The sequence below is a fragment of the Vagococcus elongatus genome (assembly GCF_003987645.1).
GTDB classification, from domain to species: Bacteria; Bacillota; Bacilli; order Lactobacillales; family Vagococcaceae; genus Vagococcus_A; species Vagococcus_A elongatus.
In genome coordinates, this window is the sequence record NZ_NGKA01000006.1 from 19,088 (window position 1) to 39,203 (window position 20,116).

20 protein-coding genes, 1 tRNA gene and 1 other annotated feature are annotated in these 20,116 nt (G+C 38.6%); of the genes, 15 read left to right on the forward strand and 6 right to left on the reverse strand.

The window, feature by feature from the left end; all coding sequences use genetic code 11:
- Positions 1–110 precede the first annotated feature (110 nt).
- The 4 genes from CBF29_RS04935 to CBF29_RS04950 all read left to right on the forward strand — a co-directional run bounded on the left by CBF29_RS04935 (position 111) and on the right by CBF29_RS04950 (position 3,821).
- Positions 111–1,373, forward strand: coding sequence for a UDP-N-acetylglucosamine 1-carboxyvinyltransferase (locus tag CBF29_RS04935; protein WP_126808000.1), 1,263 nt, complete (start codon positions 111–113; stop codon positions 1,371–1,373).
- Positions 1,374–1,489: 116 nt separating this feature from the next.
- Positions 1,490–2,770 carry a transcription termination factor Rho gene (rho, locus tag CBF29_RS04940; RefSeq protein WP_126808002.1) on the forward strand — a complete coding sequence of 427 codons (1,281 nt, stop codon included), beginning with the start codon at positions 1,490–1,492 and terminating at the stop codon, positions 2,768–2,770.
- Positions 2,771–2,886: 116 nt separating this feature from the next.
- Positions 2,887–3,150, forward strand: coding sequence for a type B 50S ribosomal protein L31 (locus CBF29_RS04945; protein WP_126808004.1), 264 nt, complete (start codon positions 2,887–2,889; stop codon positions 3,148–3,150).
- Positions 3,151–3,344: 194 nt separating this feature from the next.
- Positions 3,345–3,821 carry a GNAT family N-acetyltransferase gene (locus CBF29_RS04950; protein ID WP_126808006.1) on the forward strand — a complete coding sequence of 159 codons (477 nt, stop codon included), beginning with the start codon at positions 3,345–3,347 and terminating at the stop codon, positions 3,819–3,821.
- Positions 3,822–3,907: 86 nt separating this feature from the next.
- On the opposite strand, the gene CBF29_RS04955 is transcribed toward CBF29_RS04950, so the two are convergent.
- Positions 3,908–5,770, reverse strand: coding sequence for a fructose-bisphosphatase class III (locus CBF29_RS04955; protein ID WP_126808008.1), 1,863 nt, complete (start codon positions 5,768–5,770; stop codon positions 3,908–3,910).
- A 177-nt stretch (positions 5,771–5,947) separates the two neighbouring features.
- Between CBF29_RS04955 and CBF29_RS04960 the strand changes: the two genes are divergently transcribed.
- Complete coding sequence (locus CBF29_RS04960; protein WP_126808010.1) at positions 5,948–6,631, forward strand: O-methyltransferase; 684 nt, start codon at positions 5,948–5,950, stop codon at positions 6,629–6,631.
- 254 nt (positions 6,632–6,885) lie between these two features.
- On the opposite strand, the gene CBF29_RS04965 is transcribed toward CBF29_RS04960, so the two are convergent.
- Positions 6,886–6,959 (reverse strand) — tRNA-Arg (locus CBF29_RS04965).
- A gap of 274 nt (positions 6,960–7,233) precedes the next feature.
- On the opposite strand from CBF29_RS04965, the gene CBF29_RS04970 reads away from it, so the two are divergent.
- The 4 genes from CBF29_RS04970 (at position 7,234) to rpmA (ending at position 8,991) form a co-directional block, all read left to right on the forward strand.
- Complete coding sequence (locus tag CBF29_RS04970) at positions 7,234–7,830, forward strand: TetR/AcrR family transcriptional regulator (RefSeq protein WP_170169997.1); 597 nt, start codon at positions 7,234–7,236, stop codon at positions 7,828–7,830.
- A gap of 75 nt (positions 7,831–7,905) precedes the next feature.
- Positions 7,906–7,987 (forward strand) — a sequence feature (ribosomal protein L21 leader region).
- 21 nt (positions 7,988–8,008) lie between these two features.
- On the forward strand, positions 8,009–8,317 hold the full coding sequence (gene rplU, locus CBF29_RS04975) for a 50S ribosomal protein L21 (RefSeq protein WP_126808013.1): 309 nt from the start codon (positions 8,009–8,011) through the stop codon (positions 8,315–8,317).
- Positions 8,318–8,342: 25 nt separating this feature from the next.
- Entirely contained in the window at positions 8,343–8,687 is a 345-nt protein-coding gene (locus tag CBF29_RS04980) for a ribosomal-processing cysteine protease Prp (protein ID WP_126808015.1), read from the forward strand.
- 19 nt (positions 8,688–8,706) lie between these two features.
- On the forward strand, positions 8,707–8,991 hold the full coding sequence (gene rpmA / locus CBF29_RS04985) for a 50S ribosomal protein L27 (protein ID WP_126808017.1): 285 nt from the start codon (positions 8,707–8,709) through the stop codon (positions 8,989–8,991).
- Between the two features lie 159 nt (positions 8,992–9,150).
- Here rpmA and CBF29_RS04990 read toward each other — a convergent pair whose 3' ends face one another.
- The 3 genes from CBF29_RS04990 to CBF29_RS05000 all read right to left on the reverse strand — a co-directional run bounded on the left by CBF29_RS04990 (position 9,151) and on the right by CBF29_RS05000 (position 11,657).
- On the reverse strand, positions 9,151–9,444 hold the full coding sequence (locus CBF29_RS04990; protein WP_126808019.1) for a hypothetical protein: 294 nt from the start codon (positions 9,442–9,444) through the stop codon (positions 9,151–9,153).
- 113 nt (positions 9,445–9,557) lie between these two features.
- Positions 9,558–10,076, reverse strand: a complete 519-nt coding sequence (locus CBF29_RS04995) for a GNAT family N-acetyltransferase (RefSeq protein WP_126808021.1) — start codon at positions 10,074–10,076, stop codon at positions 9,558–9,560.
- 261 nt (positions 10,077–10,337) lie between these two features.
- Entirely contained in the window at positions 10,338–11,657 is a 1,320-nt protein-coding gene (locus CBF29_RS05000; RefSeq protein WP_126808023.1) for an amidoligase family protein, read from the reverse strand.
- Between the two features lie 493 nt (positions 11,658–12,150).
- Here CBF29_RS05000 and CBF29_RS05005 point away from each other — a divergent pair, with 493 nt between their 5' ends.
- The 6 genes from CBF29_RS05005 to CBF29_RS05030 all read left to right on the forward strand — a co-directional run bounded on the left by CBF29_RS05005 (position 12,151) and on the right by CBF29_RS05030 (position 18,920).
- Positions 12,151–14,964, forward strand: a complete 2,814-nt coding sequence (locus CBF29_RS05005) for a sigma-54-dependent transcriptional regulator (protein WP_126808025.1) — start codon at positions 12,151–12,153, stop codon at positions 14,962–14,964.
- Between the two features lie 134 nt (positions 14,965–15,098).
- Positions 15,099–15,590, forward strand: a complete 492-nt coding sequence (locus tag CBF29_RS05010; protein ID WP_126808027.1) for a PTS sugar transporter subunit IIB — start codon at positions 15,099–15,101, stop codon at positions 15,588–15,590.
- Positions 15,591–15,666: 76 nt separating this feature from the next.
- Positions 15,667–16,659 carry a mannose/fructose/sorbose PTS transporter subunit IIB gene (locus CBF29_RS05015; RefSeq protein ID WP_126808029.1) on the forward strand — a complete coding sequence of 331 codons (993 nt, stop codon included), beginning with the start codon at positions 15,667–15,669 and terminating at the stop codon, positions 16,657–16,659.
- A 33-nt stretch (positions 16,660–16,692) separates the two neighbouring features.
- Positions 16,693–17,505: a PTS mannose/fructose/sorbose transporter subunit IIC gene (locus tag CBF29_RS05020; RefSeq protein ID WP_126808031.1), complete on the forward strand. Its 813-nt coding sequence runs from the start codon at positions 16,693–16,695 to the stop codon at positions 17,503–17,505.
- 21 nt (positions 17,506–17,526) lie between these two features.
- Positions 17,527–18,438 (forward strand): PTS system mannose/fructose/sorbose family transporter subunit IID, encoded by a 912-nt coding sequence (locus tag CBF29_RS05025; RefSeq protein ID WP_126808033.1) that lies wholly within the window; start codon positions 17,527–17,529, stop codon positions 18,436–18,438.
- A gap of 107 nt (positions 18,439–18,545) precedes the next feature.
- Positions 18,546–18,920, forward strand: a complete 375-nt coding sequence (locus CBF29_RS05030) for a DUF956 family protein (protein WP_126808035.1) — start codon at positions 18,546–18,548, stop codon at positions 18,918–18,920.
- Between the two features lie 322 nt (positions 18,921–19,242).
- Here CBF29_RS05030 and CBF29_RS05035 read toward each other — a convergent pair whose 3' ends face one another.
- The gene (locus tag CBF29_RS05035) at positions 19,243–20,022 is read right to left on the reverse strand and encodes a DeoR/GlpR family DNA-binding transcription regulator (RefSeq protein ID WP_126808037.1); all 780 of its coding nucleotides are present in this window, start codon (positions 20,020–20,022) and stop codon (positions 19,243–19,245) included.
- Positions 20,023–20,116: the final 94 nt, after the last annotated feature.

Sequence of the window (20,116 nt, forward strand, 5' to 3'; positions counted from 1 at the left end):
GTGGCTACTTTTTAAAAGCCTCTATTTATGTTAAAATAGAAAAGATTATGGATGAAATAAAAAAATTGCTAACTGTTAAATAGATAAGATTTGAAGAAATGAGTGGAAAAATGAAAAAATTTGTGATCAATGGCGGGAAGCCTTTAAAAGGTGAAGTGACGATCAATGGAGCGAAAAATAGTGCTGTTGCATTGATTCCGGCAGCGATATTAGCGAACTCACCTGTAGTGTTAGAAGGTGTGCCAGATATAGATGATGTCTATTCTCTGAAAGAAATTTTAGAAATCATGGGTGTGAAAGTGAGTTTCGAAAATGACCAGATGACGATCGATCCTCGAGAGATGGTCTCGGTTCCTATGCCAAGTGGAAAAATTAACAGTTTAAGAGCTTCCTACTATTTTATGGGGGCATTATTAGCCAAATTTGGTGAAGGGGTGGTAGGACTGCCAGGAGGCTGTTTCCTTGGACCGCGACCTATTGATCAGCATGTGAAAGGTTTTGAGGCGTTAGGTGTTAAAGTAGACTCAGAGCATGGAGCCATGTATTTACGTGCACCAGAAACTGGCTTGACCGGCACACGAATTTTTATGGATGTGGTTTCCATTGGTGCCACGATTAATGTTATGTTGGCGGCAGTCAAGGCTAAAGGGCGGACGGTAATTGAAAATGCTGCCAGAGAGCCGGAAATTATCGATGTGGCGACGTTATTGAATAATATGGGCGCTAAAATCCGCGGTGCTGGAACAACTGAAATCAGAATTGACGGTGTAGAAAGCTTATCAGGGTGTCGACACTCGATTATCCCTGACCGTATTGAAGCGGGGACATACATTGCCTTGGCCGCTGTGGCAGGCGAGGGAGTCTTAATCCGCAATGTGATTCACGAACATATCGAAAGTTTCATCTCCAAACTTCAAGAAATCGGCGTGAATTTAGATATTAGCGAAGATGCCGTGTACGTCCATCCAGCTAAAGAATTAAAAGCCGTTAATGTGAAGACCTTTCCTTATCCTGGGTTTGCAACAGATTTGCAACAGCCTCTGACTCCTTTATTGTTAAAAGCAACCGGCCAAAGTATCATTGAAGATACCATCTATCAGCAGCGAATCAATCATATCCCTGAATTAGCCCGTATGGGAGCAGATTGTCATGTGGAAGGCAATATGATTATTTTGAACGGACCGGCAAAATTATATGGAGCAGAAGTGGCTGCCAGTGATTTGCGGGCTGGGGCTTGCCTTGTGATGGCCGGCTTGATTGCTGAAGGAGAAACGACTATTACTAATGTAGAGTATATTTTACGAGGATATGATTCTATTATTGAAAAGCTGATTAATTTGGGTGCAGATATTCGTATGATTGAAGAAGATTGATTTGTTTTTTAAAAATCTTAGTTGTTTAAGGTGAAAAAAACGTTTTTGAAAGTTATTTAAAAAGGAATACAGAAGGTGTTGTCGCGGCAGCAGCCCGATAAGTGAAAGGAGTCTTTATGAAAGACTATTTAACCATGGGAGAGTTGGATAACAGCACTCTCAAAGAGATTTATGCTTATGCAAGACAATTTAAGATCCCCTATTACAGTCAGATGAATAAAAAAGAACTGTCTCTTGCGGTCATCCGTGCGCAGGCGGAAAAACAAGGTTTCTTCATGATGGAGGGAATCTTGGATATCGTCTCCCAAGACGGTTATGGTTTCTTGCGGCCGATTAATTATTCGCCTAGTCAGGAAGATATTTATATTTCTTCTTCGCAGATTAGACGTTTTGGCTTGAGGAACGGTGATAAAGTTTCAGGAAAAGCCCGGCCCCCTAAAGAATCCGAACGTTATTATGGGTTAATGCATGTGGAAACTGTTAACGGGAAAAATCCGGAAGAAGCAAAAGAACGACCACATTTTCCTGCTCTAACGGCGACTTACCCTGATGAACAGCTGATTTTGGAAACAACGCCAGGCAGATTGGGCACTCGAATGATCGATATTTTTTCTCCTGTAGGTTTTGGTCAACGGGGACTGATTGTTGCTCCGCCGAAAGCCGGAAAAACAAGCTTGATAAAAGAAATCGCCAATGGCATTACAACTAATTATCCCGATGTAGAGTTGATTGTTCTGTTGATTGATGAGCGTCCTGAAGAAGTCACAGACATTGAGCGTAGTGTAAAAGCCGATGTGGTGTCCTCAACCTTTGATTTACAACCGCAAAATCATACCCGGATATCGGAGTTGGTTTTAGAACGTGCCATGCGACTAGCGGAGGACAAACGAGATGTTGTTATTTTAATGGATAACATCACACGTCTTGCCCGAGCCTATAACTTGGTCATTCCACCTAGCGGAAGAACATTAAGCGGAGGGATCGATCCGGCTGCCTTCTATCGTCCTAAAAAGTTTTTTGGGGCTGCTCGAAATATTGAGGAGGGCGGAAGTCTGACGATTCTTTCCACTGCTCTGATTGATACAGGCAGCAGGATGGATGACGTGATCTATGAAGAGTTTAAAGGAACAGGGAATATGGAACTGCATCTTTCTAGGGAATTAGCTGAAAGACGTATTTTCCCAGCCATCGATGTGAAGAAGTCCGGTACCAGAAAAGAAGAACTTCTCATCGACCAGAAAAATCTTGATGATATTTGGAAATTGCGTCGCAATATGAAAGGCGACTCGTTAGAGTATACGGAACAATTGTTGAATTTTCTTAGAAGAACAAAAAACAATCAAGAGTTGTTTAAAGCCTTTAAAGATGTCTCTTTTGGTAAAAATACCCGCCATTAATTTACGATAAAATCATTGCTTAATTAAAAAAGATATGATAATATCATAATGTTGTGAAAGCAAAGAAATAGAAACTCTGGTTCAGCAAATGGTCCAGGGCAAAGGAGAGATAAACAATGAAAGAAGGCATTCATCCAAAATACCAACCAGTTGTATTTATGGATTCAACCACTGGCTACAAATTTCTGTCAGGATCAACGAAACATACGACTGAAACAATCGAATGGGAAGATGGCAACACTTATCCATTAGTTCGGGTGGAAATCAGTTCTGATTCACATCCTTTTTACACAGGTCGTCAAAAATTCACTCAAGCAGATGGACGTGTGGATCGTTTCAACAAAAAATATGGTCTTACAGACGAAAACGCACAAGAGTAATTGTGATGTGTTAGAATGTTGTGACATTATGAGGGGTTTTCCTAATAGGGAAATCCTTTTTTTATGCGGTTTTTCCGCAAAAGACAGATAAATAGAAAGAGACAGATTTATCCCGAAAGATTAACGCAAGGTGTCTATAAAAAAGTAAGTAAAAATGATAAAATAAAGTTAGAGAAAAAGAGAAGGAGGATGTTATGGTGCTGAGAACTATTTCTTCTAAAGATAATCAAGCGGTGGAGCGGTTAGTCAAGTCTTCTCTAAAGGAAGTTGGGTTGGCAATGAAGGGAACAGCTTACATGGATCCCCAGTTAAGTCAATTATCACAATTTTACTTGGACACGCCAAAAAGCCGGTTTTGGGTTATTGAAGATGAGGACGAAGTTGTTGCCTGCGGCGGCTATGGTCCGATAGAAGGCGTTTCAGACATGGGAGAATTGCAAAAATTGTATGTTAGAAAAGATAAACGGGGACAGGGGTTGTCAAAGCAATTGATGGATCATATCTTATCTCATGCAAGTCAGGATTATGATTACCTGTATATCGAAACCCATCATATCTTAAAAGAAGCTAACAGTCTCTATCAGCAGTATGATTTTAATCAGATATCGAGACCGTTGGGACATCCTGAGCATAGCGCCATGGATTGCTGGTACATAAAAAAATTAAAATGAATGAACTTGTAGTACCATTATGAATAATTCACCCCCATTGAATCAAGCTATCATCCTGATTCAATGGGGGTGTTAGTTTTGAAAGTTTATTGTTCTAGAGTGACTATTTGTTGTTTGATTTTTTTGATTTGGTGATTAAGTTTTTCTGCTTCCGTAGTGTCTTTGATTAGTTTTCTTCGACTGGCACGATCTACTAATCGTCTGATTAAAGCCTGTGGTTTGTTGGAATGAACCACTCCTTTTTGATGTGTCACTAACTGCATGCCGAAAGAATTTGATATCAGCGTGTAACCGCTGATGCCTGTCGTTTTCTGATAAGCTTTTGAAAAACCGCCATCAATTACTATTAATTTTCCGTTTCCTTTGATGGGATTTTCTCCTTTAACTTCTTTTATCGGTGTGTGACCGTTAATAATATGAGCATCATCTTTAGGCAAATTGAATTCCTTTAAAATATTTTCGCATACCGATTGATTATTTCTCAATTGATAATAAGCATTCTTTTCCTCATAATGTGTGCCCTTGTCAGCGATAAAATATCTTTCAAAAGTGGTCATTTCCTTTTTTCCAAATAGCGAGGAGAATTCCCCTACCCATAAATACCAAAGCATGTCAGTAGAAAAATCCGTTTCTTTTTTAGGATGGGCACAGCATAGCCGGACCTGTTTTTCATAAAAGTCGATGAGACTTTTTCCTGATAGTTTTTCCCCTTGTAGCGTGATTGACTGAAAGGAGCCGTCAGGGTTTAGTGGCAGGCACCCGTGAAGCAACAAATTATCATTGTAGCAAAGATACATACTGCCTTTGTCCAAAAGGAATTGAACGTGTTCCTGCAGTTTTTCAGATTGGTCAAAGGATAGTCGCAGCATGGCAACCAGCTCTAATTCTTCAGTTGTCAGCACGTCGGGATGCTTCGAGCAAATAGTTTGAAAGCAAGTGTTTTCCAGAGAATAGACTTTTCCATTTTTTTCCATTAATAATTGATCAAAGTCGATGTTATTGAAAAGCAGCCTGTGATTCATTTTGAATTCTGGCCGACGTTTGATCAGTTGATGCTCTAGCTTGAATTGAATCATCGCTGCGGCTTGCTGGACCCGGTTCATCAAGCTTTTTTGGTGTGGGGATACTGTGGCATCGTCCTCTGTTTTTGGCACAAATGCAGGGTTGTCTTTATAGTAAACAAACGCAAAATGATAGAGCGGGTTCAAATTGATGTCGTAAGCTTTTTCTAAAATATTCAGATGACCGTACCGAGCGCAGATACGGATGATATTCATCAGGCAGATGTTGGATCCTCTTGCGGCCCCCATCCAAGTGATGTCGTGATTTCCCCACTGTATATCCACAGAATGATAGTTTTGGAGGAAATCGATGATTTTATCTGGGGCAGGTCCTCTGTCGTAAATGTCTCCAATAATATGCAAGTGGTCGATGGTGAGTTTTTGAATCATTTGACTCAATGTAATAATTAGTTCATCCGCCAGTTTTTCACGCGTAATTCTTTTGCTGATTTTTTTTGGATCGCCAGATGTTGAAAATAAAAGTTCATCAATAATATCAGTGTGTTCAGAAGCCAAAGAAATGATTTTTTCTTTGGAATACTTGCCGCTTAAAAATTTGGTTAATGAGACTAAGCGGTCAATGGTCAGGTCAATCCAATCTTCAGTTGCTTTTTCTTCCTTGCTGACTGATTCTAAAAAGGTCTCAGGATTGATAATGAGAGATTCAAGGTCGGTCTGTGCTTTTTCATCAAGCTGATTAAAAAAACAATAATGGATTTTTTCTTTAATAGTACCTGCACCGCTGCGAATGACCGTAGAAAAATGGTGATACTCGCCATGTAAATCACTCATAAAATATTCTGTTCCTTTTGGAAGCTCAAGGGAAGCCTTTAAATGAGCTAACTCTTCAGTTAAATAGCGGACAGAAATTTTATTATCACTGTTCATTTTCTCGACTCTCTTTCGGCTATACCTAATTCGATAGTAGGTATAGTAAAGTATATTTTAATTCATTTTATTCGACTATACCATTTTTATGATTTAAATCAAGTTTAATATTTAATTGCTTCTAGATCAAGTCTTTCGTATAATAATAAAGCGACAAATTATGAAAGGGTGAACACTTTGCTTAATCCAATGATGCAACGGCCAGTCGTCAAACAAGAAATTGTAGATTTTATGCGTCAAAAACAAAAACAGTTGACAGGTCCTTTGGGAAGGATACAAAAAGAAGCCAATCAACGCAATGTACCGATCATTCCACATGAAACAGTTGTTTTTTTACAATTTTTGTTTCAACAAATCAAACCAAAAGAAATCTTAGAAATTGGCACAGCTATAGGGTTTTCTGCCGGATTGCTGGCTCAGTCTGCGCCGGAAGATGCACGTATTACCACGATTGATCGCTTTGATGTGATGATCAAGGAGGCAAAAATAAATTTTAAAACGTTAGATATTGAAGATAAAGTGACTCTTTTAGAAGGGGATGCGGCAGATATCTTGCCGACGTTAAAAGGGCCTTATGATTTTATTTTTATGGATAGTGCCAAGTCAAAATATATAGATTTTTTACCGGAATGTCTGAGAATGTTGAAAAAGGGGGGAGTCATCATGATTGATGATGTCTTTCAAGCGGGCACTATTTTGCAGCCTATTGAGGAAATTCCTCGTAGTCAACGCAGTATCTACCGGAAATTAAATTTGTTATTTGATAAAGTTTTACTTCATGAAGATTTAACTACCAGTCTGCTTCCCCTTGGTGATGGTGTACTTTTAGTGACAAAAGAACAAGATGAGGTTGAACTGTAAACTCTCTTTTATTTTAATAAAAAACGTTGATATTTTTTTAGGATGTACAAATCATCTAAAGATTCAAAGTTAAAAGAGACACAAGTCAAAGGGGTATTGCTAAAAAAAGATTATATAATTTTTTTTAGCTAAAAATAAGGTGTGCTATAAAAAGCGGTTTGCGAGCGTTTTCTTTGCTTTTTTCAATAAAATTAACTAAAATAAAGACACCAAGGATGTTATATTAACCTTGGTGCCTTTCTGTGTTTATCAGACGTCATAGGAGGGATTCGAACCCCCGACCGTTCGCTTAGAAGGCGAATGCTCTATCCAGCTGAGCTACTATGACAAAATTGAACAACATAGATTATTATAGTGAATCTAGTTAACTATGTCAACTGTTTTCGGGTTCTTTTCCAAAAGTTTAGCTGCTTAAGAATAATTAAGTGGTCCTGTTTTCTTTCTTCGTGTAAAATAAAATTTTTTTCGCGGTCTCAGCAGACAAAATGATGATATAAATGGACAAATTTTGAAAAAATAGATACACTAGAAATTGTTCTTAACAATATTTGGGGATGTTGAGGGGAAAACATCATAAGGGAAAGGGAAGAGGAAGACTACACATGGAAGGAAAAATCGATCCACGAGTTTTAAAAACTCGAAGGAAATTGAAGGGCGCCTTTCTTAAACTGTTATCTGTTCAATCGCTGAGTAATTTTAATATTAAGGACTTGACACAGACGGCAGAGGTGACCAGGGGAACGTTTTATTTGCATTACAAAGACAAGGATACATTTGTCACGGCAATGATGGAGCAATTAGTATCAGAGTTGTTTGCAGCTACGATGATCGAGAAAGAAGGACAGGATACTAAGTATTTCTCGCTGAATCGGATGCTGGAGTTTGTGGAAGAACATCCGGAATTTTTTGATGCTTTGCTGAAAGATGAAGACGCTTTTGATTACAGACAGTTGTTAGAATATTCATTGATGACATGCATTGATGACTATAAAGAAGCTGCCGGAATCGCTGATGGTAAAATTCCAAAAGAGATTTTACTTAACTATCTGATGTACACTTTGTTGGGCTATGTAGATGGTTGGATTTCTCAAGGGAAGATTTATGCGACCCATTATATGGCAAATAATCTAAAAAAGATTTTAATGTCGGAATTTATTGAAGATGTTGGATTGACAGAGTTTTTTGTCGTCGAAGACTAGTTGGTGTTTATTTAGAGAAGTTAGTTGACCTAGCTTCTCTTTTTTGGTACAATTTTAATGTTGTAATTGTGGGCACCACAACTACAACCGCACAGAATAAGTCTAAGTATTATTTCTTTGGAAATAGTCACTTACGATGGCGAGTCTAAGTTTAATAATAAGGAGGTGCTTTACAAGCATGTATGCAATTGTAAAAACGGGCGGAAAACAACTTAAAGTTGAGGTTGGCCAAGCAGTATACGTTGAAAAAGTGGACGTAGCGGTTGGAGAAAAAGTTGTTTTTGATGAGGTCATCTTAGTAAGCGGAGAAGAAACGAAAGTTGGAACTCCCTTTGTAGAAGGTGCAACTGTTGAAGGAACTGTAGAAAAACAAGGCAAACAAAAGAAAGTTGTAACTTTCAAGTATAAACCTAAAAAACACAGCCACCGTAAACAAGGACATCGTCAACCATACACTAAAGTGATGATCGAAGCGATCAACGCATAATTCATTTTCGAAAAGAGGTTGTCTCATGATTAAAGGTTCCTTTAAACGGGATGGAATAAAGAAAAGTGTTCATTCCTTTGAGCTTTCGGGTCATGCCGGAGCGGGAGTTAAGGGAGAAGACATTGTTTGTGCGGCAGTTTCAGTGCTGGCATTTTCTACTGTCAACGGAATCGCTGCGCTATCAAACGTTGAGCCTTTGGTCGACATAGATAATGAAAATGAAGGGTATTTGTATGTGACTTTGAGAGAAGATTTATCAGAAAAAGAACTTGCTATTTCACAAGTTCTCTTGGAAAATCTTTTACTTGGATTACAGGATGTAGAAGAAGAGTATCCTCAATTTGTTAAAATTGAGGTCAGCATGAGATAGGATTCGGAGGTGCGATGACATGTTAAAAATGAATTTACAATTTTTTGCGACTAAAAAGGGTGGCGGTTCAACTGCTAACGGACGTGATTCACAGTCTAAACGTTTAGGCGCTAAAAGAGCGGATGGACAAACTGTAACTGGCGGCTCTATTCTTTATCGTCAGCGTGGGACTAAAATTTATCCTGGAGCAAATGTTGGACGCGGAGGCGACGACACATTGTACGCTAAAATCGACGGCGTGGTTCGTTTCGAGAGAAAAGGACGGGACAAAAAACAAGTATCCGTCTATCCAGTAGCTCAATAATAAAACAAAAGTTTCTGCAGTCACATAGTGTGGCTGCTTTTTTTGTTGGAAACGAAAGGCTCAAGACCTAGATTATTGCCAGCAAAGTCCGAAAAAAATGATTTTATCCTCATTAGGAACGCTGGTGACGAATACTTGTTTTAGCCAATGCTGCTTTTGCTAAAAATATTTTTCTAATTGTTCGACAAAATGCTTTTGTGCGATAAGGTCTTTTAAGTACGGGTGGGCGACAGCGTCCGGCAAAATAAACCAAGCTGGATGATAGCCTCTGCCACTAGTAGGGAAACCTTTATCATTGTCATTGTCCCCATCGTATCTGATAGCATGGGCATCTCTTCCTTTCCACTTCACTTTGGCAAAAGAATAGCCCTTGCCAGTCACGGTGCCGTCTTCAATAATAGTTATCACTTCAAGTTTTTCTTTGGGACTATTGACTTCTTGCGGTTTTACCATTAGTTCAACAACTCCTTTCGTGTATCTAGCCTTATTTTACATTGGCAACATATCCGCAGGTCCATGATATATTCTTGCTTCTCAAAACAATAAAATTATTTGCTGAGGGTTTACTAATCAGAGATTTTTGAACTTTTAAGGTCAAAATATTCATTTTTTAACAGTGAGTAGAGAGCTTGATCTAAAAATCCGCACTCGTCTTTGTGGTTTTGTCTAAGAATCCCTTCTTTTTGCATGCCGAGTTTTTCATACAAACTGATGGCATGTAAATTATCTGTGTAGACATCCAGCCAGACTTTGTTCATCTCCAACTTTTCAAAGGCATATTTGAAAACAGCCTTTAAACTTTCGGTGCCATACCCTTGATTTTTGGGAACGATAGCAATCCTTCTTAATTCAAATTTTTCTGACGCCTTGTCTAAATCAAAGATGAGAAATCCAATCGTTTTCCTGTTCTTTTTTGTTTTGATGAGACAAATACCTGTCGACGGGTCATGAATTTCTGCCAGATGTTCCTCTCTCGTTCCTCTAAAAATAAAATTTCGATTCTCAGGAGCGTGTTCGATGGCAAGGATGGTGTCGATATCTTCTTTGAAAGCTGGAAGGATGAACAACCTGTCTGTTTCAATCATAGTTTAAGTCACTCCTTTTTGCAAAATGTATCATCATCAAATGTATGTTTTTGAATCATGGGACATTTTCATTTTTTAAAATTAAAAGACACCTAGACAATCAATAATCTGTTTCTAGATAAGGTACTTAGCATCCAAAATTGCACAAAGAAAATAGTGATAAGAACTAAACTCCAGTGCAGCTGATTTTCTCGCCAATGCAGCAAATGATGGTAGCAAAAAGTTGTTAAAGTTTTCCGTAGTATCAAAATAGGATGATTTTCAACTTTTCCGATGGATATATTTTAGCAATGGGGTGACCAGGTCTTTGTTAACGCCTTTTAAGAGGACATACTTTTTATGAAAATGTTCTTTGGATAGTTCCGTATAAGAGACGTTGTGTATGACGGGAATCACGCCTAAAACAAAGTCTTCTACTAAAACTACCTCCGTTATCGAAGCCAGTAAAAAGTCATTGACTTGCTCCTTGATTGGATTTGCTTCAAGGACCATTCCACGCTGAAGAAGGGCTGTGATTTTCTTTAATAATGTCAGGTAGTGCTGATAGTCTTTTATCGTTATTACGTAGTCTCCTTCTTCGGCAAACGTCAGACTGCTCTCGTACCAATAGCAATCCAACAAGTAGAAATAGTTATAGTAGAGTCTATTTTTTTCCAAAAGACTGTAAGTTTTTTTTATCTGCTTGACTGTTTTATTCAGTAATGGAGAACTGTTTGTCCTCTCAACAAAATGGTGCAGATGAAAAATATCATCCTCCCGGGTGACGGAGATTTCATCTACCAATGCAATGAAATCGGTGATAAAATCTATACTTTCAGTGATGATTTCAGGATTTACCGTGCCGTTAAGCAGTCTGAATTCTACTGTGTCCGGATTTAAAAAATTGATTGCATTGTATCTGTTTTTTACTTCATAGTTATCAAAAAATAAATCGTTGAAATCTACAAAAGAATTACCAGTCTTCATCAATGAGAGGATGTTATGCTCGTGTCTTCTTTGTGTCTTTTCGTTCATCATAAAAAATTCTGTAGAGACATAACGGTTTTGTAATCGAACTATTTTTCTTCTGGAAAGTTCCAGCCAAAGGGGATAAGAAATCGAAAATAATTTTAAAATAAGATTTCTTTCTCTTAGCGTGTGATTAAATCCTGCGTGTATATGAAAACCGGTGTCGTTGGATGCCACAAGACCTAGATTTTCCAGTTCTTTTGTGATTGCAGGAAAGTTGAACATTTTTCTGATGTATGCGATGCTCATAGGGTTCGAAACAATTTCGATGCCATTTCTGACAGAGTTGTCGACCATGATATGAAAGTGGGGACCCGAAGCATTCAGCAATGATAAAATATTTCTGCAAATGGCCGTGTTGTCGAGGTGCTTGTTTTTCTTCGTTGAGATAATGTTAAATTCAAATTCAAGTCCAAAAAATCTAATATCTTCTTTAGTTTCATTTGGAAGGGACAGACGCTCCCATGTTTTTGGCCTGAAAATATGATCTTTAATCAATACATCATGGTCGCTGATTTCTTTAAGGGCGATTTCTTTTCTGCTAATGGGGTGAAATATTATTGAGTTCAACATTATTCAACCTCCTTCGGTTAATTATACAATTTATATTCGGATTTTCATGTAATTGGTGTGACTCCTTTTTGGCTATTTAAAAAATGAGAAGTATTCTTAAAATAAAACAAATTAAGTGTATTCAAAGGTTTATAACACGAGAAACACACTTGATATTGAACGTTTGTTTCCTGTATAATTTTTGTTCATAAAACTATTATTTGTTAGATGATAGAGATATTAATTTCTTTATATCAATTATAATAACAAAATATATGTTAAACGTAAATCTTCATGATACTGGAAAAAGTTGCCTTTCATACTTATAATATAGTGAAATGGTGAAATTACAACCAATTATATATTATTTTTAAATAACATTTATTTTGTTGAGGCGTGAATGATGGAAGATGGGTAAGAAGAATTATGGGAAAATGGAAGCAAGTTTGTTATAATTACCATAATTAATGCATAGCAAGGGGAAGCAGTTGCCGATAGTTGAAAGAGGGAGAAGATGAAGAGATCTGATAGAGTTTATACGTTTGTGGTGGAACGGACTAGCCATCTGACAGCGACTGATTTTGCAGAATCTAAAGGAGTGACGACAGAAGATGTTGTCAAAGCATTAAATATCCAACGCCCGAATGCCAGCCGTGATTTAAATGAATTGGTCAGGGAAGGGCTTGTCATAAAAAGCAACAGCAGACCAGTAAGGTATATGGTTAATTTTACGGCAGAAAATATTCTGGTTAATGAGAATAAGTATGAACCGGAAATGAAGCAAAGTGTTTTTGAATCATTGATCGGTGCCTCTCAAAGTTTAAAAATTTCTGTGGAACAAGCAAAAGCGGCAGTATTATATCCGCCAAAGGGTCTGAATTGTCTGATCACAGGAGCGACGGGTTCGGGGAAATCATATTTTGCAAAATTGATGTTTGAATTCGCGCAAGAAAATAAACTGATCGACTACGACAAACAGTTGATTATTTTTAATTGTGCAGACTATTCCCATAATACTGAATTATTGATGAGTCATTTGTTTGGTTATGCAAAGGGCGCCTTTACGGGAGCGGAGCAAGAAAAAGAAGGCTTGATTTACGAAGCGGATAACAGTATGTTGTTTCTTGATGAAGTCCACCGTTTGCCGCCAGAAGGGCAAGAAATGATTTTTTACTTCATGGATCATGGGACTTATAATCGTTTAGGTGAAACTACCAAAAATCGTCAAGCAAATGTCAGAATTATTTGTGCAACGACAGAAGAACCGGCATCGGCACTTCTGAACACGTTTATTCGCCGTATACCAATCAACATTCAATTACCGAACTTCAATCAGAGAACACCCCGGGAAAAGATCGATTTGACGCTTCGGATGTTTGCGATTGAGGCCGAACGTATTCAGCGGGATATTATATTGACGGCAGACGTTATCAAAGCAATTATCGGCAGTGTAACTTTCGGAAATGTAGGACAGTTGAAATCTCATGTGCAATTAGTTTGTGCCCGCGGGTTTTTAAATCATCTAGGCAAAGAACATTTGATTATCGATGTTGACGGATTACCGGGCGAGCTGAAAAAAGGTCTGACCGAAGTTGTCGCTAACCGCCATATGTCCATGGAGTTGGCGCAGCTCTTGGAGCCTAAAATGGTTATTTCTCCTAATCAGGTAGATTTGTCGAAAACGCCGGACGCTTATGAACTGCCTTATGATTTGTATGAATGGATCGGTGAAAAAGCGACTATTTTAAAAGGAGAGGGAGTTCCCCAAGAAGAAATCATCGGTTTTGTCATGGAAGATATTCAGGAACATTTGAGCCGGTTTTATAAAAATCATGGACTGACCCTAGGAGCCGAGAATAATTTAGTAGAATTGGTTGATCCTGAACTCATCGAATTAACCAAAAAAATTCGTGAAATCGCCATTGAAGACCTGCAGTATGATTTTCAAGTGAATTTTATCTACGCTTTGAGTCTTCATATCAGTGCGTATCTGAGGCGGGCGGAAAATGGTTCCCAAGACCTTTTGGAAAGTAACGAAAGTATCAAGGAAATCGTGCGAAAGTGTCCCAAAGAGTACAAAGTAGCGCTGATGATCAAAGAGTTGCTTGCTGAAAAATATCAAGTGGAACTGCCGGTGGAAGAAACGGATTATTTGACGTTGCTGATCGTTTCTTTAAAAGAAGATAAGAGTACTCAGCAGATAGGTATCGTGGTAGCAGCCCACGGTGAGAGTACGGCTTCCAGTATGGCCCAAGTGGCTATGCAGCTTTTTGGCAATGAGAATATCGCCGCCGTAGATATGCCGGTGGATATGCCGCCGAAGGAAGCTCTGGAGCTGATGGTTGCCGCTGCTGAAAAGGTCCGCTCTAAAAGTGGGATTTTATTACTGGTAGATATGGGTTCCCTTTTTACTTTTGAAGAAGAGATTATGCATCGAACCGGTCTAAAAGTTAAAACCATCGACATGGTCACTACCGCTCTCGTGTTAGAAGCGGCCAGAAAAACAAAACTGATCGATACAGATTTAAATCGTCTGTTCGATTCCTTGAAAAATTTTTACGGTTACAGCCAAGTCAAGCGTGAAGAAAAAACTGCCATCGCTGCTAAGCACATAGCATCAGGCAAAAACAAAGCCATTGTTGCGATTTGTGCTTCTGGTAAAGGAGCAGCTGAGCGGATGAAATCGATTATTAGCGAACAACTGGGAGATTATTATCAAGAAGATTTAACGATCTTGCCGATTTCAGTCATTAATATGTTAGAAACATTAAATCAAATTCGTTCGGACTATGACTTAATTGCCATCACAGGGTTGGTGGACCCTGATATTGACATTCCATATTTTTCTTTAGAGGCATTATTATCCGGCAAAGCAGTGGAAGAGCTGCAGGATTTGCTGCTGACAGAAACTGTTGAATTAACATCAGTAGAAATTAATGAGTCAGAAGCACGAAAACTTTGTCAAGAAGGACTCGAAAGCTATTTTACATTTATTAATCCGGCAAAAGTCATTGATCCGTTATGGGGATTTACAGATAGAGTCAACGCATATTTCGTTCCGCAAGCCAGCCACAGCTCTTATATTAATGTGGTCATGCACATGGCAGGAGTATTGGAACGTGCAGCCAGGCATGAGAGTTTAAGTGCAGAAACAGAGCAAGTCAATGCTGAAAAAGAAACAAAACTGTATGATATTGTTGTGAGAGAAATCCGTGAACTAGAGGAAATTTTTTCACTCCAATTTTCTGAAGAAGAAATTTTTTATACAATTCAAAATATAAAAAACACACTAGCGAAATCTAGTGTATCGATAAAAACAACACACTAACGAGTGTGTTGTTTTTATTTGTGATTGTGATGATATACGCATTCTATGACAACACACTAAGGTTGGCATGATAGTTGCTTATATTAAGGTGGTGTTGGTTAACTTAAAGTTTAAAGCAAAAGCAGGTGAAAAAAATGCAAATTCAATTAGCTCGGATTGATGATCGATTGATCCATGGGCAAGTAGCAACTGTCTGGGTAAAGATGCTTAATATAGAAAGGATTTTGGTCGTCGGCCGTGAGGTCACTCAAAATCCCATGCGCAAGACTATGTTAATGCAGGCGGCACCGCCCGGAATTAAAGTTCATGTGATCACACCTGAAAAGTTAATTGAAAATTTTAATCACCCGTTATTCATGAATGTTAGAGTCATGTTGCTGTTCACGAATCCGCTGGAAGTTGTTCAAGTAGTCGAAGGCGGGGTCGTGCTAACGTCTGTTAATGTAGGGGGGATGAGCTACACGAACGGAAAAAAGATGGTTTCTAATTTTGTGGCAGTAGATGAAAAGGATGTAGAAGCTTTTTATTATTTATCGGACAGAGGAATTGAGATAGAGACTCGTAAAGTGATTGCTGACAACAAGCAAGATCTAATGGAGTTGATTCGCAAAAAGAAATTATTTTAATTTATTAAACTTCTGTAACGATTTGCCGAAAACTTTAAGTTAAGTAAGACTGAGAAAATTGTAGGAGGGAGAAAGAATGGTAGGGATTATTCTAGCGAGCCACGGAGAATTTGCTGAAGGAATTTTACAATCCGGCACAATGATCTTTGGGGAACAAGAAAAAGTAGCGGCTGTGACGTTAATGCCTAGTGAGGGTCCTGAAGATTTGAGGAAAAAAATCGAAGATGCTATTGCATCATTTGGTGAAGACAACCAAGTGCTGTTTTTAGTTGATATGTGGGGAGGGACTCCATTTAATCAGGCTAACCACTTGCTTAGCGGCAACGAAGACAAATGGGCAGTTGTCAGTGGACTTAATTTGCCTATGTTGATTGAAACGTTTGCTTCGCGCTTGTCTATGGATTCTGCACATGAGATTGCTACTCATATCATTGATGTGGCGAAAGATGGTGTGAAAGTCAAACCTGAATCATTAGAGCCGGCAACGCCAGCAGCTGCTGCTGTGGAAGATTCACAACCTAAGGGGGCATTGCCGCCAGGAACAGTTGTGGGTGACGGCAAACTGAAAATCGTTTTGACTCGTGTCGATTCACGTCTTTTGCACGGACAAGTTTCCACAGCATGGACAAAATCTGTTGGACCTAACCGTATTATCGTTGTTTCTGATGATGTTGCCAAAGATGATATGAGGAAAAAATTGATTGAACAAGCGGCGCCCCCAGGTGTTAAAGCCAATGTTATTCCAATCAAAAAGATGATTGAGATTTACAAAGATCCTCGATTTGGCGGAACTAAGGCTTTGCTGCTGTTTGAAAATCCGCAAGATGTTATGACAGTAGTGGAAGGCGGCGTAGACATCAAAGAAGTAAACGTCGGTTCAATGGCTCACTCAGTAGGTAAAGTCGTGGTGAGTAAAGTGTTGTCTATGGGACATGAAGACGTAGAGTCTTTTGAACAAATGAAGGCTAAAGGTATCACTTTCGATGTACGTAAAGTGCCGAATGATGCCAAAGATAACATGGATGAGATACTTAACAAAGCAAAGAATGAATTAGGTAATGTTAAATAATACTACAAAATCAACAACAATAGGAGGTTTATCATGAATATAGTAACAATAATTCTAGTCGTACTTGTAGCTTTTTTAGCTGGTATGGAAGGTATTCTGGATGAGTTTCAGTTTCATCAGCCATTAGTAGCTTGTACTCTGATTGGTTTAGTTACTGGACATTTGGAAGCAGGAGTCGTTTTGGGCGGTTCTCTTCAGATGATTGCTCTTGGTTGGGCAAATATTGGAGCAGCAGTTGCTCCGGATGCGGCATTGGCATCAGTGGCATCAGCAATTATTTTAGTTTTAGGTCTTGAAGGGAAAACAGGCTTTACAAAAGGCGATATTTCCACAGCGATTGCTATTGCTGTTCCTCTTGCAGTAGCTGGATTGGTGTTGACAATGGTCGTTCGTACGCTTGCTGTACCAGTTGTTCATATTATGGATAGTGCAGCAGAAGAAGGAGATTATAAAAAAGTTGAGCTTTGGCATATTCTCGCAGTTGTTATGCAGGGTCTGAGAATTGCCATCCCGGCAGGTGCTCTATTGTTTATTCCAGCAGATGTAGTTCAAGGAGCGTTGGCAGCTATGCCAGCTTGGCTAACAGACGGTATGGCTATTGGCGGTGGTATGGTAGTTGCGGTAGGTTACGCAATGGTTATCAATATGATGGCGACAAAAGAAGTTTGGCCATTTTTCGCTATCGGATTTGTTGTAGCAGCAATTACAGAAATCACTTTGATTGGTCTAGGGGTACTAGGTGTTGCGCTTGCTCTAATTTACTTGAATTTATCTAAAATGGGCGGCACTTCTGGCGGCGGAGGCGGTCATGGTGATCCGTTAGATAGCATACTCAATGACTATTAATTTTGAAGGAGGAGAATAGAGATGGCAGAAAAAATAGAGTTAACAAAAAAAGATCGGCTGTCTGTGGCATGGCGTTCGACATTTATTCAAGGTTCATGGAACTATGAGCGTATGCAAAACGGCGGCTGGTGCTTTGCAATGATTCCAGCAATTAAAAAATTATATAAATCTAAAGAAGATCGTTCAGCTGCTTTGAAACGTCACTTGGAATTCTTTAATACTCACCCATATATTGCTTCACCAATTCTTGGAGTAACCTTGGCACTTGAAGAAGATCGTGCCAATGGTGCACCAGTTGATGACGTGGCAATTCAAGGGGTAAAGGTTGGTATGATGGGACCGTTAGCTGGTGTTGGAGACCCGGTCTTCTGGTTTACAGTTAGACCAATGCTTGGAGCATTAGGTGCTTCTCTAGCTATGGGCGGCAGCGTTCTTGGACCAATCATCTTCTTTGTGGCATGGAACGTTATTCGTTGGGCATTCATGTGGTACACACAAGAATTTGGTTACAGAGCAGGTTCTAAAATTACTGAAGACCTTTCAGGCGGCTTGTTGCAAGATGTTACTAAAGGAGCTTCAATCTTAGGGATGTTCGTTTTAGCGGCGTTGGTACAACGGTGGGTATCTATCAACTTCCAGCCGATCGTATCCAGAGTTCAGCTAGACCAAGGGGCTTATATCGAATGGGATAAAATACCGATGACGGGCGAAGGACTTCAGAAAGCTTTCGAGCAAGTGAATTCCGGTTTGGCATTATCGCCAATTAAAGTTACGTCATTGCAAAATAACTTGGATGAATTGATTCCTGGTTTAGTCCCATTGTTGTTGACGCTTCTATGCATGTGGCTATTGAAGAAAAAAGTGTCTCCAATTGTTATTATTCTTGGACTATTCGTAGTCGGAATCGTTGGACACGTTATCGGATTGCTATAATTGATTCGCATAGCCTGGACTTAGTGCCAGGCTTTTTTTATTAGCCTATTTGGTAGAAAAAGTTTATACTCTATATGACTAGAGATTTTAGGAATGGGGCAGATACAATGGTAGAATCGCTTAACACAAAAGTTGATTTGGTTATTGATGGGACCGCCTATACAGGGCTGACCGATTATGGGAAAATCATGATTGGGGATAAAGGGTTTGAATTTTATCATGCACGTGATACGCGTAAGTTCATTCAAATACCTTGGGAAGAAGTTGATTATGTCCTTGCGTCAGTGCTCTTTAAAGGCAAATGGATTCCTCGATATGCTATTCAAACAAAGAAAAACGGCACCTATACGTTTGCCTCGAAAAAACCAAAAGATGTACTGAGAGCAGTAAGAAAATATGTTGAACCGAGTCGCATGGTTCAATCGTTAGGTTTTTTTGAAGTAATTCAAAGAGGGTTAAAAGCAAAATTCAAGAAGAAATAAGTGATGGACAAGGGATGGTTTCTTTGTCTTGAGGCAACACAATTTTTTGAAAAAAACATCATACTGAAATACTTTTTATTCTTCGGTTTCCTTGTAGATCATTGGAACTGGAGTTTTTTTGTTTTTATGAAAGATAGGCGTAAATAAGCACATTTTGCTACTAATGCATCTAAGGCAATAGTAATGAAATGTGCTTTGTTAAACTATCATAAGTTGACCTTTAAAATATTATGGAAGTGAAACTCTTAGAAAGGTCTATTTGGATTTTTGATTTTACATAATAAAAGTTTTAAAGGCCAAACAAGACTGCTTAATCATTTTTTTAGTTCACTTCAGCCGATACAATATTAGGGAAGATGATTTCAGTTTTCTCTTGATATTTTTTTAATTTATCGTTCTCCATTGGGCTGTCTGTAACGATACCAGTAATATCAGAAAAATCTGAGACTTTGATTAATCCGATACGATCAAATTTTTTTTCTTCAGCTACAACATAACTTGCTATAGAATTTCTGAGAATTGTCTTTTTTGCTTCAGCTTCTAAAAAAGTTTTTGTGGATATTCCTTGTTCGTGGTGAATACCGTTAGCACCTATAAAAGAAACGTTATAAGAGAAATTAGCAAACCCCCCCACAGCAACAGGTCCCTCAAATGAACGGTGTTTAGTAATAAAGTTTCCGCCTGAACTGATAAGATTGATGTTATCTTTTTTTGCTAGGATATTTAAAATATCCAGAGAATTTGTAACGACTGTATATTGGTTATTTGGCAAATATTCAGCAATCAAGGAAGTTATCGTGCTAGTATTCAGGGCGATAGAAGCGTTGTCCGGTATTAAATTTAATGCTTTTTGAGCAATCAACACTTTTCTATCAAAATCTTGCATTTTTTTCTCATCATAGTCAGTTTGCACTAAATATTCATCTTTTAATACTGCCCCGCCATGTATTCGAGTTAAAACGCCACTCTTTTCTAATTCAGTTAGATCTTTTCTGATAGTGGTTTTTGCAACATCTAACATGGCAGCCAACTCATTGACTGTCACTGTTTTATCCTTTGTCAGTTTGTTAACAATAGCAATATGTCGTTCTACTTCAAGCATAACAACACCTCTTCTAAAATAGTTTCAATCATGATTATACCATGTAAATCCTATAAAATAAAATGAATGCGATTTTATTTTATCCGTTCAATCT

What these genes read in the sequence shown, in the direction of transcription:
- CBF29_RS04935 (WP_126808000.1), top strand. Translation starts at nt 111, where the DNA reads ATGAAAAAATTTGTGATCAATGGCGGGAAGCCTTTAAAAGGTGAAGTG.
- rho (WP_126808002.1), top strand. Translation starts at nt 1,490, where the DNA reads ATGAAAGACTATTTAACCATGGGAGAGTTGGATAACAGCACTCTCAAA.
- CBF29_RS04945 (WP_126808004.1), top strand. Translation starts at nt 2,887, where the DNA reads ATGAAAGAAGGCATTCATCCAAAATACCAACCAGTTGTATTTATGGAT.
- CBF29_RS04950 (WP_126808006.1), top strand. Translation starts at nt 3,345, where the DNA reads ATGGTGCTGAGAACTATTTCTTCTAAAGATAATCAAGCGGTGGAGCGG.
- CBF29_RS04955 (WP_126808008.1), bottom strand. Translation starts at nt 5,770, where the DNA reads ATGAACAGTGATAATAAAATTTCTGTCCGCTATTTAACTGAAGAGTTA.
- CBF29_RS04970 (WP_170169997.1), top strand. Translation starts at nt 7,234, where the DNA reads ATGGAAGGAAAAATCGATCCACGAGTTTTAAAAACTCGAAGGAAATTG.
- rplU (WP_126808013.1), top strand. Translation starts at nt 8,009, where the DNA reads ATGTATGCAATTGTAAAAACGGGCGGAAAACAACTTAAAGTTGAGGTT.
- CBF29_RS04980 (WP_126808015.1), top strand. Translation starts at nt 8,343, where the DNA reads ATGATTAAAGGTTCCTTTAAACGGGATGGAATAAAGAAAAGTGTTCAT.
- rpmA (WP_126808017.1), top strand. Translation starts at nt 8,707, where the DNA reads ATGTTAAAAATGAATTTACAATTTTTTGCGACTAAAAAGGGTGGCGGT.
- CBF29_RS04990 (WP_126808019.1), bottom strand. Translation starts at nt 9,444, where the DNA reads ATGGTAAAACCGCAAGAAGTCAATAGTCCCAAAGAAAAACTTGAAGTG.
- CBF29_RS04995 (WP_126808021.1), bottom strand. Translation starts at nt 10,076, where the DNA reads ATGATTGAAACAGACAGGTTGTTCATCCTTCCAGCTTTCAAAGAAGAT.
- CBF29_RS05000 (WP_126808023.1), bottom strand. Translation starts at nt 11,657, where the DNA reads ATGTTGAACTCAATAATATTTCACCCCATTAGCAGAAAAGAAATCGCC.
- CBF29_RS05005 (WP_126808025.1), top strand. Translation starts at nt 12,151, where the DNA reads ATGAAGAGATCTGATAGAGTTTATACGTTTGTGGTGGAACGGACTAGC.
- CBF29_RS05010 (WP_126808027.1), top strand. Translation starts at nt 15,099, where the DNA reads ATGCAAATTCAATTAGCTCGGATTGATGATCGATTGATCCATGGGCAA.
- CBF29_RS05015 (WP_126808029.1), top strand. Translation starts at nt 15,667, where the DNA reads ATGGTAGGGATTATTCTAGCGAGCCACGGAGAATTTGCTGAAGGAATT.
- CBF29_RS05020 (WP_126808031.1), top strand. Translation starts at nt 16,693, where the DNA reads ATGAATATAGTAACAATAATTCTAGTCGTACTTGTAGCTTTTTTAGCT.
- CBF29_RS05025 (WP_126808033.1), top strand. Translation starts at nt 17,527, where the DNA reads ATGGCAGAAAAAATAGAGTTAACAAAAAAAGATCGGCTGTCTGTGGCA.
- CBF29_RS05030 (WP_126808035.1), top strand. Translation starts at nt 18,546, where the DNA reads ATGGTAGAATCGCTTAACACAAAAGTTGATTTGGTTATTGATGGGACC.
- CBF29_RS05035 (WP_126808037.1), bottom strand. Translation starts at nt 20,022, where the DNA reads ATGCTTGAAGTAGAACGACATATTGCTATTGTTAACAAACTGACAAAG.